General features: G+C 61.7%; 13 protein-coding genes. 7 read left to right on the top strand and 6 right to left on the bottom strand.

Annotation, left to right across the window (positions count from 1 at the left end; translation table 11 throughout):
- Positions 1-135: 135 nt before the first annotated feature.
- A complete protein-coding gene (locus HSW_RS10185) occupies positions 136-480 on the top strand; it encodes a four-helix bundle copper-binding protein (RefSeq protein WP_044001843.1) in 345 nt (114 codons plus the stop codon).
- A gap of 304 nt (positions 481-784) precedes the next feature.
- Here HSW_RS10185 and HSW_RS10180 read toward each other — a convergent pair whose 3' ends face one another.
- Complete coding sequence (locus tag HSW_RS10180) at positions 785-2,668, bottom strand: glycoside hydrolase family 13 protein (RefSeq protein WP_044001842.1); 1,884 nt, start codon at positions 2,666-2,668, stop codon at positions 785-787.
- A gap of 164 nt (positions 2,669-2,832) precedes the next feature.
- On the bottom strand, positions 2,833-4,020 hold the full coding sequence (locus HSW_RS10175) for a THUMP domain-containing class I SAM-dependent RNA methyltransferase (protein ID WP_044001841.1): 1,188 nt from the start codon (positions 4,018-4,020) through the stop codon (positions 2,833-2,835).
- 133 nt (positions 4,021-4,153) lie between these two features.
- Here HSW_RS10175 and HSW_RS24545 point away from each other — a divergent pair, with 133 nt between their 5' ends.
- The 6 genes from HSW_RS24545 to HSW_RS10145 all read left to right on the top strand — a co-directional run bounded on the left by HSW_RS24545 (position 4,154) and on the right by HSW_RS10145 (position 12,292).
- The gene (locus HSW_RS24545) at positions 4,154-5,200 is read left to right on the top strand and encodes a hypothetical protein (protein ID WP_044001840.1); all 1,047 of its coding nucleotides are present in this window, start codon (positions 4,154-4,156) and stop codon (positions 5,198-5,200) included.
- 73 nt (positions 5,201-5,273) lie between these two features.
- On the top strand, positions 5,274-5,828 hold the full coding sequence (locus HSW_RS24540) for a hypothetical protein (protein WP_052346320.1): 555 nt from the start codon (positions 5,274-5,276) through the stop codon (positions 5,826-5,828).
- 96 nt (positions 5,829-5,924) lie between these two features.
- On the top strand, positions 5,925-7,328 hold the full coding sequence (locus HSW_RS10160) for a sugar MFS transporter (protein WP_044001839.1): 1,404 nt from the start codon (positions 5,925-5,927) through the stop codon (positions 7,326-7,328).
- 146 nt (positions 7,329-7,474) lie between these two features.
- On the top strand, positions 7,475-8,503 hold the full coding sequence (murB, locus tag HSW_RS10155) for a UDP-N-acetylmuramate dehydrogenase (protein ID WP_044001838.1): 1,029 nt from the start codon (positions 7,475-7,477) through the stop codon (positions 8,501-8,503).
- Between the two features lie 201 nt (positions 8,504-8,704).
- Positions 8,705-9,718 (top strand): hypothetical protein, encoded by a 1,014-nt coding sequence (locus HSW_RS10150; RefSeq protein WP_155832913.1) that lies wholly within the window; start codon positions 8,705-8,707, stop codon positions 9,716-9,718.
- 273 nt (positions 9,719-9,991) lie between these two features.
- Positions 9,992-12,292, top strand: coding sequence for a phospholipase D-like domain-containing protein (locus HSW_RS10145; protein ID WP_044001836.1), 2,301 nt, complete (start codon positions 9,992-9,994; stop codon positions 12,290-12,292).
- Between the two features lie 91 nt (positions 12,293-12,383).
- Here HSW_RS10145 and HSW_RS22760 read toward each other — a convergent pair whose 3' ends face one another.
- From HSW_RS22760 to HSW_RS10125, 4 genes are all read right to left on the bottom strand, one after another.
- Positions 12,384-12,839, bottom strand: coding sequence for a thioredoxin family protein (locus tag HSW_RS22760; RefSeq protein WP_052346319.1), 456 nt, complete (start codon positions 12,837-12,839; stop codon positions 12,384-12,386).
- 19 nt (positions 12,840-12,858) lie between these two features.
- Positions 12,859-13,782 (bottom strand): 23S rRNA (adenine(1618)-N(6))-methyltransferase RlmF, encoded by a 924-nt coding sequence (rlmF, locus tag HSW_RS10135; protein WP_044001835.1) that lies wholly within the window; start codon positions 13,780-13,782, stop codon positions 12,859-12,861.
- 31 nt (positions 13,783-13,813) lie between these two features.
- A complete protein-coding gene (locus HSW_RS10130) occupies positions 13,814-14,458 on the bottom strand; it encodes a Pr6Pr family membrane protein (protein ID WP_044001834.1) in 645 nt (214 codons plus the stop codon).
- A gap of 128 nt (positions 14,459-14,586) precedes the next feature.
- Positions 14,587-17,004: an endonuclease MutS2 gene (locus tag HSW_RS10125; protein WP_044001833.1), complete on the bottom strand. Its 2,418-nt coding sequence runs from the start codon at positions 17,002-17,004 to the stop codon at positions 14,587-14,589.
- Positions 17,005-17,034 lie beyond the last annotated feature (30 nt).

Here is a 17,034-nt window from a genome sequence, read left to right as displayed (position 1 = left end):
GGGCGGGGTGAAAGTAGGAAGTTAACCCGGCCCGGGCGAAAATGGTGCACCCCACCGGCCCGAATCGTACACGCCCGCCGCCCCGGCCGGCTGCGTACAACCACGCACCATCCTTTTCTCTAGTTCCTTTCCGCCATGACCAACTCCCCCGCCTCCGCCACCCAGAACCAAGCCCTGCTCGACGCGCTCAACCGCTGCGTAGCTGCCTGTGAGCACTGCGCCACCGCCTGCCTGGGCGAAGAGCACGTGCGCCACATGACCGACTGCATCCGCCTCGACCGGGACTGCGCCGACATCTGCGCTTTAGTCGCCCGCCTCATCGCTCGCGGCTCCGAGCACGCCAAACACCTCATCAAAGAGTGCATTGAAGTATGCACGAAATGCGCCAACGAGTGCGCCAAGCACAACCACCCCCACTGCCAGCAGTGCGCCGCCGCCTGCCGCGCCTGCGCTGAGGCCTGCCGGGAGTATGCGGGGTAAACCAAGTGTCATTGCGAGGAGGCACGACGAAGCAATCCGTCCTTTTCCGTGCTCCCATCTATGACCTAAAAAAACCTTTCTAATACCAGAACGACCGTAGAGACGCGACACTTCGCGTCTCCCGTCAGAACAATGTGCATTACTGTTCAATATAGAGACGCGAAGTTCAATATAGAGACGCGAAGTGTCGCGTCTCTACATACAAAAGCCCTTGACGTGTACACGTCAGGGGCTTTTGAATAGGTTGGGGTTTTGCACTCTGTATTAGGAAGGATTACTTCGCTTCGCTCGCAATGACGTTTTCCTACTTCATCAGCTCCAGCACCACGGCCGTTTTGGCGGGAATTTGCAGCGTTTTCAGGTCGCTCAGCGTTTCGCCGGTTAGCACGTTGCGGGCTTTGGTGAAGCCTGTCAGGCGCTCGGAGAAGCGGGCGGTGGGCAGGCTGGCGGCTTTATCGGTGGTGTTGGAGGCCACCATCACGGTGCCGGCGTCGGCGTAGCGGAAGTACACGTACTGGCCGTTTTCGGGTAGGTACTGCATCAGCTGGCCGGAGCTGAGCACCGGGTGGGTGCGGCGGTAGTTGGCCAGGGTGCTCACGAAGCGGAAGGCGTCGTTTTCGGCCTCGGTGCGGCCGGCGGCCGTGAACTTGTTCTGCTGGTCGCCAGGAAAGCCGCCAGGGAAGTCGCGGCGGACTTCGGCGTCGGAAGGGTCCTTGAAGTTCTTCATCAGGATTTCCGTGCCGTAGTACATGCTCGGGATGCCGCGGGTGGTCAGCAGCCAGGTCAGGCCCATCTTGTACTTGGCCACGTCCTCGCCTACTTCCGACAGGAAACGGTTGTGGTCGTGGTTGTCGATGAAGGTGACGAGCTTGGTGGGGTCCTGGTACACGGCGTCCTGGGCCAGGGCCTGGTACACGCGCTGAGCGCCGTTGTCCCAGCCGGTGGCACCGGGCGTGCCCACTTCCTTCAGGCCGGCCAGCATGGCGTTTTCCAGCACGAAATCGAGGCCGCCGGGCTGGTTGGACTTGAACGGAAAGTCAATCTTGTTGCGCACGTAGTAGGCCTGATCCACAATGCTGGTCACCGACGACTCCCCGAAAATGTGAATCTTCGGGTACTCCTGCAGCAGGGCCGCGTTGCAGCGGTTCATGAAGGGCTGGTCGTTGTACATGTAGGTGTCGATGCGCCAGGCATCCACCCCGAAGTTCTCCACTGTCCAGAGGGCGTGCTGGATCAGGAAGTTGGCCACGTAGGGGTTCTGCTGGTTGAGGTCGGGCAGGAAGGGCACAAACCAGCCGTCGAGGGTCACGCGCTTGTCGATCTGGGCGGCGTGGGGGTCGGTTATGGGCTGCTGGCGGTAGCTGGTGTTGGTGTAGGCGGGCCACTGGTGCAGCCAGCTTTTCATGGGCAAGTCCTGAATAAACCAGTGGTTGTTGCCGATGTGGTTGTACACGGCGTCCTGCACCACTTTCAGGCCCATGCCGTGGGCTTTCTGCACGAAGGCCTTGTAGGCGGCGTTGCCGCCCAAGCGCTTGTCCACGGTGTAGTGGTCGGTGAAGCCGTAGCCGTGGTAGGCCGAGCGTTTGGCCCCGCCCTCGTCGGTGAGGCCCTGGTTGTTTTCGATGACGGGCGTAAACCACACGGCCGTCACGCCCAACTCCTTGAGGTAATCCAGATGCTGGCTGGCTCCCTGCAAGTCACCGCCGTGGCGCAGGAAGGGCTGGGCACGGTCGGAGCTGGGGTCGGCCATGTCGGCGAACTTGTCGTTGCTGGGGTCACCGTTGGCAAACCGGTCGGGCATGGCCAAGTAGATGAAGTCGGCCTGCGTGACGCCCTGGGCTTTCACCGCGTTGTCGCGGGCCTTCAGCTCCCAGTTCTGGGTCACGGTTTTCGCGCCCTTCTTGCCCACCAGCGCCACCTGCCCGGGCTTGGCGGTGGGCGCAATAATCAGGTCAAGGAAGGCGTAGTTGGGGTTTTCGACGATGTTGGTTTTCACCAGCTTCACGCCAGGGTAGTTCACGGTGTAGGCGAGCGTACCGGCCTGGGGGCCGTACACCAGCACCTGTACGGTGTTGTGCTTCATGCCCACCCACCAGTTGGTAGGGTTCAGGCGGGTGATGGACTGGGCCGCGGCACCCAGCGGCAACAAAGAAGCCGCCAACAGCAGCGTATAGAGCGTTTTTTTCATGACAGTGGGAATTGGGGAGCGGAAGATACGGGGCAGTATACTAAAGAACGTCATTCCGAGCTTGCCGAGGAATCTCGCGTGCTGACGTCAGGATTACTACCACAACATCAGTACGCGAGATTCCTCGGCAAGCTCGGAATGACGTTCTTATAAAATCGTTCTACCTACTCCGGCTTACTCACTTTCCGGGTACCCTGGTACAGCTCGTATTTCAGCAGGCGGCAGTCGATGGGGCCGTTGTAGAGGGGCGTGCGGCGGCTGGCTTTCAGGCCGATGCGCTTGGCGGCCTCCAGGTTGCCGGTGAAGATGTAGGCGTCGTAGCCCTGGAAGCCCGATTTGAGCGTGTCGCCGATGGTTTTGTAGAGGGCATCCATTTCCAGCTCGTCCCCGATTCGCTCCCCGTAGGGCGGGTTCATGATGACGATGCCAGGCGCTTCCTTGGCGGGGGCTTTGGCTTCCTTCACGTCGCGCACGCCCAGCCGGATAAAGTCTTCCAGGTCGGCGGCCGCCACGTTTTCGCGGGCCAGCTCGATGAACTCCCGTGACAAATCGGAGCCAGCCAGATAGGCCTGGGGCTCTTCCAGGCGCATCTGGCGGGCATCCAGCTGCACAGAATCCCAGAGGGCCGCATCGAAGTCGGCCCAGTTTTCGAACCCGAACTTGCCCTGATGGTACAGGCCGGGGGCAATGCGCTGGGCAATGAGGGCAGCCTCGGTGAGCAGCGTGCCGGAGCCGCACATGGGGTCGATGAGCGTTTTTTTACCGTCCCAGCCCGCCAGCAGCAGCAGGCCGGCGGCCAGGGCCTCGTTGAGCGGGGCCACGTTGGTTTGCTGCCGGTAACCGCGCTTGTGCAGGGATTCGCCGGAGGCGTCGAGGCTGAGCACCACCTCGTTCTCAATCATGTGCAGGTGCAGGCGGATATCGGGGTTCTTCACGTCCACGCTGGGTCGCTCGCCGGTGCGGTTGCGGAACTGGTCCACAATGGCATCCTTGGTGAGCTGGGCCACGAACAGGGAGTGGTCGAAGGTGGATTTGTTGACCACGGCCGTAATGGCAAACGTCTGGTCCTGGCGGATGTACTTGCTCCAGTCAACCCGACCGACTTCGCGGTACAGGGCTTTCTCGTCGGCGGCGTAGAAGCTGGCGAAGGGCTTGAGGATGCGCATGGCGGTGCGGCACCACAGGCAGGCCTCGTAGAGCAGCTGGATATTGCCGGTAAACTCAATGGCGCGCTGGCCCACCTTTTCGATGGTGGCCCCGAGCTGGCGCAACTCCTGGGCCAGTACTTCTTCCAGCCCGAATTGGGTGGTGGCGGTCATGTAAAACGGGGCGGAGCGGCGGTTATCGGCCATAAGATGCGGGAACGGTGGCAAAAGTGAAGCCGCAAAGGTCGGGAATACGGCCGGGGCAACCTAGCTGCCCGGCGGCGGGCGGCGGGCTTTGTGGCCACCCGGCACAACCCGCGGCAATCTGCATCTTTGCGCCATGCGCGCTTCCTTCCTCTTCAACCCCAACAAGAACTCTCTGTTTTACCTGGTGCTGTTTCTGGCCCTGGCCGTGCTGGGCCTCACGGCCTACGACGCGCTGAACGGCCACTACTCCATTATCGGGAGCGTGGCCTCGTTTCTGGGGTTGTTTGTAGCATTTCAGAGCTGGAAGGCGGCTGATGAGGCCTCCCGCAACTCCGATGAGGCCATGCAGCAGATGCACCGGCTCACGAGCGAAACCCGCCAGCTGGCCCAGGAAACCCGGCAGCTGGTAGAGCGCTCCAACGCCGTGGAAGAGCAGATTCAAAGCGCCGTGGTGACCATCAGCGACGCCACGCGGGAACTGTACAAGGGCTTCCAGCCGATTATGCAGCGCATGGCCGAGTTTCTGGAAGACGCGGCCGGCAGCGAGTACCTAGCGTTGCTCACCGACTCGGCCGCCATTGGCACTTTTTACGCCCGCCACCACCGCCCCGAGCTGAACCAGCGCGAGATGCGCGCCCTCACCGACCGGATTCACGACTTGCTACTGGACCGAGCCCGGGATTCGCGCGAGTTCTACCTGGCCACTCTGGCCGCCGACGAAGCCCCCGAAACCCTACCTCCCACCCCCGACCAGCACGGCCGCCTGCACCACTTCGTGCAGGGCGTGTGGCAGCAGTTCCACCCCGATGCTGATGCCATTGCCCCGGAGCATTGGGAGGAGCACCGCGCTCAGCACCAAGCCACCCTGCGCCAGCTCGACGACGCCTTCCAGACCCTCTCGGAGCACCCCGAGCAGCGGGCCGCCGGCCTGGGCGTGCACCAGCTGGTGCCGGTGCTGCCTTTGCAGCTGTTGCTGCGCTTCGATGCCGAGGCCAAGGAGCCCTTCCGGGCGCTGGTGGTGTTTCTGGGCCAGTACAACCTTGATAAGGTGGCCGAAGCCCGGGCCCTGCAAACCACCGACCCCGAGCTGGTGCGCACCTTCATCAGCATGTTCGAGAGCCTCACCAGCCTCGACGACCACCCCGGCTACCAACAGCTGCGCCGGCAGTTTCCGCTATAGACCCCAGCCCGGTATGCCGTTTTCCTGTGGTTTTCGCACTCCTATCTGCCGTCTGATAACAGGGCTTTTGGGGATGTTACTGGCTGGAGCCGGCTGCCAAGCGCCTGCGCCGCCGGTACTGGTGCTCCAGCCGCTGCAAGGCTTTCCCGCGCCACTAGCACAGTCGGTGTACAAGCAGCTGCGGCATCAGCGCGTACCGGTGGTACTGGCCCGCCCGCGCCCTTTGCCCCGAGCCGCCTACTATCGGCCCCGCCACCGGTACCGCGCCGATTCGCTGCTGCGGTTTCTAACCCGGCAGTTCCGGGCCGACACCGTAGTTATCGGCCTGACCCGGCACGACATCAGCACCACCAAAAACGGCCACCTCGACTGGGGCGTACTGGGCCTGGGCTACCAACCGGGCCGGGCGGCCGTGGTGTCCAGCTTCCGGCTGCGGCCCCGTAGCGTTTCCACCCAGTTTTATAAGGTGGTGCTCCACGAAATCGGCCATACGCAGGGCCTGCCGCACTGCCCGGAACCGACCTGCTTCATGCGCGACGCCGAGGGCGGCAACCCCACCGATGCCGAAACCAGCTTCTGCCCCCGGTGCGTTGCCCGGCTGCGCGACCAGGGCTGGGCTTTAGAATAGAGCTTGGTTCAGCCGGGCTTTTTATTCCAAAAAACTCCGTAGCATTGCTAAGCCGGCCTCACGGGCCGGCTTTTTATTTCTCTCACCCTGCCTGCTATGGCCGCTCCGGTTACTTCCTCCTCTCCCACCCTCGCGCCCGATACGGCCCGCTCCTACGCGGGCCCCATGGTGCTGATGACGACCCTGTTCTTCCTGTTCGGGGCCGTTACCAATTTCAACGACGTGCTCATGCCCTACCTCAAGGACGTGTGCCAGCTGACTGATTTGCAGTCGTCGGCGGTGCAGTCGGCCTTCTTTGGGGCGTATTTTCTGATGTCGTTGCCGGCGGGGCGGCTGCTGGAGAAGCTGGGCTTCAAGCGCGGCATTGTGGCGGGCCTGCTGATTATGGCCGTGGGGGCGCTGGTGTTTGTGCCGGCGGCCAACTCGCGCACGTTTGGGCTGTTTCTGCTGGCCCTGGGGCTGCTGGGGGCAGGCGTTACGCTGTTGCAGGTGGCGGCCAACCCCTACGTATCGGTGCTGGGGCCGGCCCGCACGGCGGCCAGCCGGGTAAGCATTGTGGGTGTGGCCAACGGGCTGGGCGGCACCATCTCGCCCCTCATTGGCGGGCTGATTCTGTTCGGGGGCTCGGCCGTGCTGAAGGCCCGGCTGGCGGCTTTGCCGCTGGAGCAGCGCCTCACCCAGGAAGCCACGCTGGTGAAGCCGCTGTACTTAGGCCTGGCCGGGTTCTTGGCCGTGCTGGCGGTGCTGTTCTTTTTGGTGCGCCTGCCCGAAATCGAGAGCATTCCGGCCGAAGCCGATGCTGCTGCCCCGACCGCTCCCGCCGAAGCCGGCCGTCGCTCCGCCCTCGACTACCGCCACCTGGTGCTCGGCATCGTGGCCATCTTCACCTACGTGGGCGTGGAAGTCGGCCTGGGTTCTTTTCTGATCCGCTATGGCGAGGCCCAGGGCATCAGCCAGCTCAGCGGGTTCACGCAGGAGTTGGTGCGCGGCCTGAGCCTGGCCACCAACTGGGCCGCCACGCTGTTTGGCAACACGCCCGAGCCCATCGACACTACCGCCGGCTTCACCAAGGCTGTGGGCGCGGTGCTGGTGGCTTCCTACTGGTTTGGGCTGATGGTGGGGCGCATCATTGGTATTCCCCTGCTCAGCCGCTTCAACGCCCGCAAGCTGCTGGTGGGCGTGTGCGCGGCCGGTACGCTGCTGGTGCTGCTGTCCATCCTGAACCACGGCGAAACGGCTTTGTGGCTGGTGGTGCTGTGCGGGCTGTGCAACTCCATTATCTGGCCGGTGGTGTTTCCGCTGGCCATTACGGGCCTGGGCCGCTTCACCAAACAGGGCTCGTCCTATCTGATTATGGCTATTGTGGGCGGGGCCATCATCCCGCCCCTGATGGGGTGGCTGGCAACGAATGGCGGGGGCCTACGGGTGGCGTTTGTGCTCCCGGCCTTGTGCTATGCGTATCTGCTGTACTACTCGCTGAGCGGCTACCGGGTGCGGTGAGCCAAAGGCTGAACAACTACAAAAACCAGAAAGCCCGGCTTGTCCGGGCTTTTTCAATGGCAGCCTGTTCAGGTACCGGCAGCAGACCGAAGGTGTAAGGCAGCCAAACGGCTACCTTTGCCGCACATCATTCGCTCTGCATTGCTATGGCTTCGGCTCCCGTACTTGAACACCACGTTTCTCTGCGCCCATTCAACACGTTTGGGCTTGAGGTAAAGGCCCGTTTGTTTGCCCGTTTTACTTCGGTGGATGAGCTCCGCCTGTTGCTGGCCCTGCCGGAAGTGCAGCAAGCTGAAAAACTGGTATTGGGTGGCGGCTCTAACCTGCTGTTTACCCAGGATTTCGACGGGGTGGTGCTGAAAAACGAGATTCACGGACTGGAAATCGTAGGACAGGACGAGGATTCGGCGCTGGTGAGGGCCGGGGCCGGCGAGTCGTGGCATGAGCTGGTACAGTATACGCTCAGCCAGGATCTGAATGGCATCGAAAACCTGTCGCTGATTCCGGGTACCGTGGGGGCGGCGCCACTCCAGAATATCGGGGCCTACGGCGCGGAGTTGAAAGACACCTTCGACCACCTGGAGGCCGTGGAAATAACCACCGGTCAGCTGCGTACGTTTTCGGCGCAGGAATGCGGTTTCGGGTACCGGGAAAGCATATTCAAAGGCCAGCTCAAAAACCAATACGTGGTAACTGGTGTGGTGCTGCGCCTGCACCGCCGTGCCCAGCTCAACGTCAGCTATGGGGCCATCCAGACCACCCTGGAGGATATGGGCATTGGCGGGGAACCCACGCCGCGCCAGGTAAGTGAGGCCGTGATGCACATCCGTCGCAGCAAGCTCCCCGACCCCACCCAGATTGGGAATGCCGGCTCGTTCTTCAAGAACCCCGAGGTGTCGCAGGGCAAGTTTGATGAACTGAAAGCACAGTACCCCGACCTGCCGGGTTACCCCGTACCGGGAGGCGTGAAGGTGCCCGCTGGCTGGCTCATTGAGCAGTGCGGCTGGAAGGGCCTGCGACGCGGGGCGCACGGCGTGCACGATAAGCAGGCCCTGGTGCTGGTAAACCACGGCGGGGCCCAGGGCCACGATATCCAGGAGCTGGCCCACGACATCATTTCCTCGGTGCGGGAGAAGTTCGGCATTGAGCTGCATCCCGAAGTCAACATTCTGTAACTACTTGCCAACGGGCCGGCTGCTAACCAAGTGGCCGGCCCGTTTTGCTGCCGGCTTTTTTTCCCAGAGCTGGAAATAATTGCAGATTTTTCGAAATCGAAAGCTGTATTTTTACCTCTTCCGATGGGGCTTACGGTTCTGCTTATCTCCTCTTTTTTTTCTGCTTCCTCTCTCCTCCCGCATACTACCACAACCCCGCGCATGAAACGAGTACTATTTTCAGCTTTGCTTCTTTCCACGGTACTGGGGGCTCAGGCCCAACGTCAGGCGGCACGCCCCAAAGCGGCAGCGCAACCAGTCACCCCGGCGTCGGTTCCGCCGACGGTTAAGGCAGCGCGGACGGCCGGCCCCGGTGCTACCGTTACGGTGCGGGGTGTGGTAACGAATGGGCCGGAGCTGGGCCAGTTGCGCTTCGTGCAGGATGCGGAAGCCGGCCTAGCCATTTTCTCCACCACCAATACCGACCTGCACGCCCTTATTCCCGGCGACAGTGTGCAGATTACCGGTACGCTCAAGAACTACAACGGCCTGCTGGAAATGGACCCGGTGGCCAGTGTCACCAAGCTAGCTGCCGGCCGCAAAGTGGTGCCCATTGAGGTGGGAGCCGCCGACCTGGCCACCGTGTTTACCGACGAGTACGAGGGCCGTCTGATCCGCATTAAAGGCCTGACCAGCCTGACTACCGCCACAGGCACGCCCATCGAGGCTCTGAAAGGCAACACCAATTACTTGCTCAATGGGCAGCGGGCCACGCCCGTCCGCATCAATGTAGCCTCCATGGGCGAGAAAGGGCTGCTGGAGAAAACCCCGCCCACCAGCACGTTTGACCTGATTGGCACCGTGAGCCAGTTTACCCAGAATGGCACCGGCGGTTACCAGTTACTGCCCCGCCTCTACGCCGATTTTGTGGTAGCTGGGGGCTTGCCCGCTATTCAGGGTGAGCCTATCCCGACCAATATTTACCGCAACGGGTTCACGGTGCTGTTCCAGACGGCCAACCCCGGCACCACCAAAGTGGAGTACGGCAAAACCTCGGCCCTGGGTACGGTTATCAACCTGCCGGCTCCTACCACCAGCCACAGCGTAGATATTCCCAATCTGGAACCCAGCACGTCATATTACGTGCGCGTTTCATCCACCAACGCGGCCGGCACGTCTACTTCGGCGGCCGTGCCCATGCTCACCGATAACAAGAAAAAACCAGCCGGCCGCTAAGCAGTATCCCCGGCTGCCTACTCTCTCCACCGCTGGTGAAACCGCATGCCGGGGTCGCAGCCCGGAAGCCCACATTGTACCCATTGGTGCAACGCCCGGCTCCTGGACTGCGGCCCCGGCATCCTGGTTTACTGCATTTATCCGGCGGGAGGAGCTAAGTGGTCGGCCATCATCAATTCTTCACACTGCGCAGCTCAATTTTCAGGCTGAAAATCAGGATATTTGTTTCCGTTTTTCAGTTGCACACCTTCCCCCCAATCTTTTTCTCATTTGATGAAAAAATTACTCTTGCTGGCCTCGCTTCTCGGTGTGGCCTCGTGGTTGCCGGCCCAGGCCCAGACCGCCATTACCATTGCCCAGGCACGGGCGCAGGCTCCGGCTTTCAATGCCTCGGGGGCTACCGTTACGGTGCGCGGGGTGGTTACCAACGGCCCGGAGCTAGGCGTTATCCGCTACATGCAGGACGGCACGGCTGGTATTGGCGTATACTCCACCACGCTCACGCCCAACGTGCGCCCCGGCGACTCCATCATTGTAACCGGTACACTGAAGGATTATCGGGGTCTGCTGGAACTGGATCCGGTGGCGTCGCTGACGGTGGTAGCAGGCAACCGGCCGCTGCCCGTACCGGTTTCGTTTCCTTCGGCCAATGCTGCTGCCGCCTACGCCGAGCAGTATGAGGGCCAGCTGGTGAAACTGGCCAACGCCACCACGGTTACTACCACGGCCGGGGCGGCCGTTACGGCATTTTCCAGCACCACGTACCGTATCAGCGGCAATGCTACCACGGTTATGTACGTTAACGCGGCCTCTACCGGTCCCGATGGCCTGATTGGCAAACCCTCCCCCACGGGCGTGTTTGACGTAGTAGGCATCATGAGCCAGTTTACCAACACGGCTCCCACGGGCGCGGGCACCGGCTACCAGCTGCTGCCCCGCCTCTACGCCGATTTCCAGCAGGGCAACACGCCCAACCTGGTAAGCGCCCCCTACCCGACCGGCATCAGCACCACAGGCTTCACGGTGAATTTCACCACCCAGAACGCCGGTAACACCAAGTTGGAGTACGCTGCCTCGGCGGCCGGCCCGTTCACGGCTATTACCAATGCTACCAGCACCACCAGCCACAGCCTCACCATTACAGGGTTGCAGCCGGCTACTATCTACTATGTGAAGGCCAGCAGCACCAACGCCACTGGCCTTTCCGAGTCGCGGGTGATTCCCATGATTACGGCTTCGCAGTCGACGGGCAAGATGCGCACCTACTTCACCCGCCCGGTGAATACGGCCCTGGCCAGCCCCGGCAATAACGCCACCTACCTACCCGGCGGGGCCGTAGCCGATACCATTGCCCGCTACATTGGCCGCGCCCAACAGACGCTGGATATTGCCATCTACAACTGGAACAGCCCGGCTATTCTCACGGCCGTTAACGCCGCTAAGACCCGGGGCGTAGCTATTCGGGTGCTGTATGAAAACGACAACACCAACGCCAGCATTGCAGGCCTGGCTGCCGGCATTCCTAGCCTGGGCCGCCAGACCCAGCAGAACATCATGCACAACAAGTTTGTGGTGATTGACGCCAACAGCACCAGCCCCAACCAACCGTGGGTGTGGACCGGCTCCACCAACTGGACGCCTGCCCAGCTCAGCACCGACCAGAATAACTCCATTGCCATTCAGGACCAGTCATTGGCCAAGGTGTACACGGTGGAATTCAACGAAATGTGGGGTTCGGGCACGTTGGCCACGGCCAAATTCGGCTCCTTGAAAACCGATAACACCCCGCACTACCTCAACATCGGCGGCAAGCTGGTGGAATCGTGGTTCTCGCCTACCGATAACGTGAACGGCCGCCTGATTCAGGCCGTGCAAACCGCCGACAACGACCTGCACATTGCCACCATGCTCATCACCCAGAGCGACATCGGCCGCGCTATCCGCGACCAGATTCAGGCCAAGAACATGGCCGGCTGCTCGGAAGTACTGCTGGACGAGATTACCGCCAACACGGCCGCCCAAAGCATCTTCGACAACATTCAGGGCGTGCTCGGCAACCGCATCATGGTAGACAACGTCTCGGGCCAGATGCACCACAAAACCGCCATCATCGACGCCGGCGCGGCCCAGTCGGACCCGCAGGTATTCGTGGGCTCGCACAACTGGAGCCTCTCGGCCAACACCGAGAATGACGAGAACACGCTCATCGTGCACGATGCCCGCGTGACCAACCAGTACTACCAAGAGTTTGCCCAGCGCATTGCCGACCAGAACAAAGGCATTCAGGTGTGTAACCTCGTGCTGAGCAGCAAAACCGCTACCGTGCAGCGCAGCAGCGTGCAGGTGTACCCCAACCCCACCAGCGGCAAGTTCCAACTGCGGGTGCAGTCGGGTGCCGCCCGCACGGCCCGCGTGGTGCTACGCGACGCCACCGGCCGCGTAGTGCTCGACCAGACCACGGCCCTCACCGGCCAGGACGTGAGCGTGGACGCCTCTGGCCTCCGCGCCGGCCTGTACCTGGTACACATCGAAACTGCCGAATCCACGCAGGTTAGCCGCGTAGTGGTGGAGTAATCAGAATGTGAGATACGCGAAGTGAGAAGTTAGATTTCTCACCCAGTAAAAGAAAGAGGTGGCTCCCGATATCGGAAGCCGCCTCTTTCTTTTACTGGGCTTTGATATTATAGGTCTGCTTTTCTACCAGATTCCGCATCACCGGCGCAATGGCTTCTGGTTCATCTTCCTCCCAACGGTCGGAAGTAATTAGGGCAAGCACATCCCCGGTGCTGTCTATCTTCACGAAAGTAGGTACCGCATCAATGCCGTAAAGGGCCGAGTACACCGTATCGGTATCGATGTTGATTTTTACCAGTGTGGCCTTCGATAGGGCCGACTGCAATGCCGGACCCTGGAGTAACTCCCGGTACCGGCGGCAAGGCCCGCACCAATCGGCATAGAAATACAGAATTGGCGTTTTACCACTCCTGATCTTTTGACTTACCAACTGGGGTAAATCGACTTTTCCCGCCGAATACTCCACTATATCAATGGTATTGACGCCGGCATCCGGGGTTTGGCAGCCCGTTAGCACCAGCAAGCCGATGGCCAGGTAGTTTTTCATTTGCAGATAGCGTAGTACGTTATTTCCAGCGCCGGGCGGCCCAGGCCTGGCGCTGCTCGGGCGTCTGGAAGGTCCAAGCCACGAGGCGGCTGACCTTCTGGCCCTGGCTCATGCTGATGGTACGGGTTTCGGGCGAACCGGCCAGCTTCAGGAAGTGGTAGATGCTGGGCAGGGTTTCCTTTTTGGAGATGAGCGTACTGAACCACAACACCTGCTGACCGAGCGGAATGCTTTGGGCCACCATGCGCTTGAGGAAGCCTTCCTCGCCACCCTCACACCACAGCTCCGAGTTCTGCCCCCCAAAATTCAGGACCGGCTCCGGGGTTTTGGGGTAGCCCAAGTTGCGGCCCTTACGGCGGCTACCCTCGGCAGCCTGCGCTGCTGAGGAGTGGAACGGCGGGTTGCACATCACCAAGTCGAACTCCTCGCGCGGCTTTACGATGCCATCGAACACGTAGGCGGCGTGGGTTTGCTGGCGCAGGTCGATGCGACCGGTAAGCACGGGGTTGGCAGCCACCATCGTGCGCGCCGATTTTAGAGCCAATGCGTCAACCTCCGAGCCTACGAACCGCCAGCCGTAGGCCTGCGAGCCGATGATGGGATACACGCAGTTGGCCCCCACGCCCACGTCCAGCACATGTACCGCCTTATCGCGCGGAATGACGCCGGCGTGGTCTTCGGCCAGTAGGTCGGCGGCGTAGTGCAGGTAGTCGGCCCGGCCGGGAATGGGCGGGCAGAGGTAACCAGCGGGCACATCCCACTGACTTACGCCGTAGAACTGCTGCAGCAGCGCCCGGTTCAGGGCCTTCACGGCGGCCGGGTTGGCGAAGTCAATGCTTTGGTCGCCGGTCGGATTGGGCACCACGAAGGCCGCCAGCGCGGGGCTTTGCGCAATCAACTGCGGGAAATCGTAACGGGCGTTGTGGGGGTTGCGAGGATGCAAAATCGAGAGGAAGAAAAGATGAAAAACCGCTTCAGCGGTCTGATATCGGGCTACGGCGGTGCCGCCAGTTGGCTACGCTACCCAGCAGCAGCGAAAACGCCAGCAATACCAGGAGCACCACGGCGCTATTGAGCAGCACGCGCGGGTAGCCCAGAGCCGCCGCATCCACGAATGGGTACGGATAAAACCCAGCACTAGGGCCGCGCAGCAGTGTGTAGACCAGGTACGCCGCCGGGTACAGCAGCCAATACGGCACCGTGCGCAGCCGCACCGGCCCACCGGAAACGAACCCGAGCCAGTAGCCCAGCATGAACAAAGGTACGAGGCCGTGAATGATGTCGTCGGCCACGCGGCCCCAGCCAGCTACGGGCACCAGCCCGCGCAGCACCGTCTGGTACACCACGCCCACTACCAGAATGTACACCGTGAGGGCCGTACCCACTTCCGGCTGCCACACCCAGCGCCCCAGCCACCCGGCCGGAGCCAGTGCGCGCACCAGAAAATACGCCGTAATCAGCGCATTGGTCAGGATGGTGAAGTAGCTGAAGAAGCGAATGACCGTTTCCAGCGGCGGCAGTTGCCGGTTGGTGAACGTGAGGTAGAACTGCAGCCCCAGGCCCGTCAGCCCCAGCACCGCCCCGATTACCGCCCAGCGGCGGCTTCGCGCATCGTTCATGGCAAACCCCTGATTAGAAAGGACCACCAGCGCGGCCGCCCGGGGCAATATACTGGTTACTCTATACAAAACGCCCGCCCCGCACCCCCATTCGGGCAGCGCGAGGCGGGCGTTTTGAACAGGGAATCCTACTTCAGCACGGCAATAGTCACGCCGTCACCGCCGCGGTCGGCGTGTTCATCGGCTATGCTGGCCACAGCGCGGGTGCGGTGCAGGTAGTCGCGGGCAATCTGGCGGAGGACACCGTTGCCGCGGCCGTGCAGGATCTTGATTTCCGGCACGCCTAGCATCACGGCATCATCCACGTAGGCCATGATGCGGTTGAGTGCATCTTCGGCCCGCTCGCCGCGCAGGTCGAGGGTGGTGTTGAAGCCGGCCATGCGGCCCGTGATGTCGAGGGTGGCATGCTGAGCCGGGGCCTTGCGGGCGGCCTGCTTTTCCCGCTCCCGAATCTCGGAACGGGTGAGCTTTTCGAGCTGGCTGACCTTGACAATCGTCTTCATGCCCCCAAAGGAAACTTCCGCCGTCTTGCCCTTTACACTCATGATTTCGCCGTGTCCCTCCTGGCCCAACAGCGCCACTTTATCGCCGTTTTTGAGGGTGTTGGGGTCGGCCATTTCGCGGGTGGCGCGGGGCTTGGGCGGCTCAATCTGGAGCTTTTCACGCACGAAGGTGTCGAGCTTCTGGCGGGCATCCTTGGTGCGCTCCTTCTCGGCCTGGGCCAGTCGAATTTCCTGAATGGTGGCCTCAATCTGCTGGTTGGTGTCCTTGAGGATGAGCTTGGCCTTGGCTTTGGCGTCGCGCAGCACCTCCAGGGTCGTATCGTCGAGATACTTCTTGAGGTCCTGGTACTCCTGGGCCGCCTTTTTCAGCCGCCGCTCGGCCTTGGCGGCTTCGGCGGTGCGCTGTTCCAGCTCGGTCTTCTCCTTTTCGAGGCCTTCCAGCAGCCGGTCGTAGCGGATTTTGTCCTTGCCCACGAGCTGGGTGGCGCGCTCCACGATTTGCTTCGGCAACCCGATTTTACGGGCAATTTCGATGGCAAACGACGAGCCCGGCTTCCCGATTTCGAGGCGGTAGAGTGGCTGCAGCTGGTCGGGGTCGTAGCGCATGGCCCCGTTCACGATGCCGGGCGTGCGCTCGGCGTAGTTCTTGAGGTTGGTGTAGTGGGTGGTGATGACGCCGAATGAGCGGGCCCTATTCAGCTGCTCCAGCACGGCCTCGGCAATGGCTCCGCCCAAGCTGGGCTCGGTCCCGGTCCCGAACTCGTCAATCAGCACCAGGCTGCGTTTGTTGGCCAGGGTCACGAACTGCTTCATGCTGAACAAGTGCGAGGAGTACGTGCTCAGGTCGTTTTCCAGGCTCTGCTCGTCGCCGATGTCCAAGAATATATCATCGAACATACCGGCCTCGGAGGTTTCGCCGGCCGGAATCAGCAGGCCGCACTGCAGCATGTACTGCACCAGGCCCACCGTTTTCATGCTCACCGACTTACCGCCCGCGTTAGGCCCCGAAATCAGCAGGATACGCTGCTCGGGCGTCAGCTCGATATCCAGCGGTACCACCTCGCGCGGGTCGTCCTTGGCGTGGCCCAGAAAAGTGAGGTAAAGCAGTGGATGCCGCACCTGCTGCCAGCGCAGCATAGGGCGCGGGTGCAACACCGGCAGCGTGGCTTCAAGCTGCCGCGCCAACTGGGCCTTGGCCCGGATGAAGTCGAGCAGGCCCAGGTACTGATACGCCTTGCGCAGATCCGGAATGTGGGGCCGCAACTGGGCCGTGAGCTGAATAAGGATGCGTACCAACTCGCGGTGGTAGGCGTTGTCGAGGTCTTTGATGTCGTTGTTGAGCTCGAATACGGCTTCCGGCTCGATGTACACCGTCTGGCCCGTGGCTGATTCGTCGTGAATCAGGCCTTTCACCCGGCGCTTGTGCTCGGCAATAACCGGCAGCACCAGCCGCCCGCCCCGGATGGTGGGCTCGGAGCCCTCGGGCACCCAGCCTTCACTTTTGGCGTGGCGCAGGATACCGGCAATCTGCTTACGCAGCTGGCCCTGGCGGGCAATCAGCTCCTGCCGGATCTGGCGCAGCAGCGGCGAGGCGTCGTCGCGCACGAGGCCTTCGTCGTCCACCATCTTATCCAGATTAGCCAGCAGGTTGCGGTCGACCTGCACGCCGATACCCAGCAACCGCAGCGTGGGATACAGGTCTTCCTCGGCGCGGGTAAAAAACAGCAGGGCCTCGCGGATGGTGCGCAGGCTCATCTTTACGGCATAGAAGGCCGCCACTTCCAAGTACGAGCCGGGCAGACTGGCGCGCACCAAGTGCGGGTTTACATCGTGGTAGTGGGAGCTGGGAAATTCGGCCCCGCCGTTAAGTAACTGGCGGAACTCGTCGGTTTGCAGCAGCAGCTTTTCCAGCTGGTCGTGCTTGGTCTGGAAGCTCATTTTGGCTACGAACTGCCGGCCCAGCGCGCTCAGGCACAAGCCGTCCAGCATCTCACGCAGCTGCGTGAAGCCAATTTTCTGCTCGAAATTCTGGGGTAAAATCAAATCGGGGAGTCTTGGAAATCAGAATGGAAT

Origin of the sequence: Hymenobacter swuensis DY53 (assembly GCF_000576555.1) — a bacterium.
GTDB lineage: Bacteria > Bacteroidota > Bacteroidia > Cytophagales > Hymenobacteraceae > Hymenobacter > Hymenobacter swuensis.
Note: the sequence above shows the minus strand (reverse complement) of the source record. Positions and strands in the feature narration are given on the sequence as shown.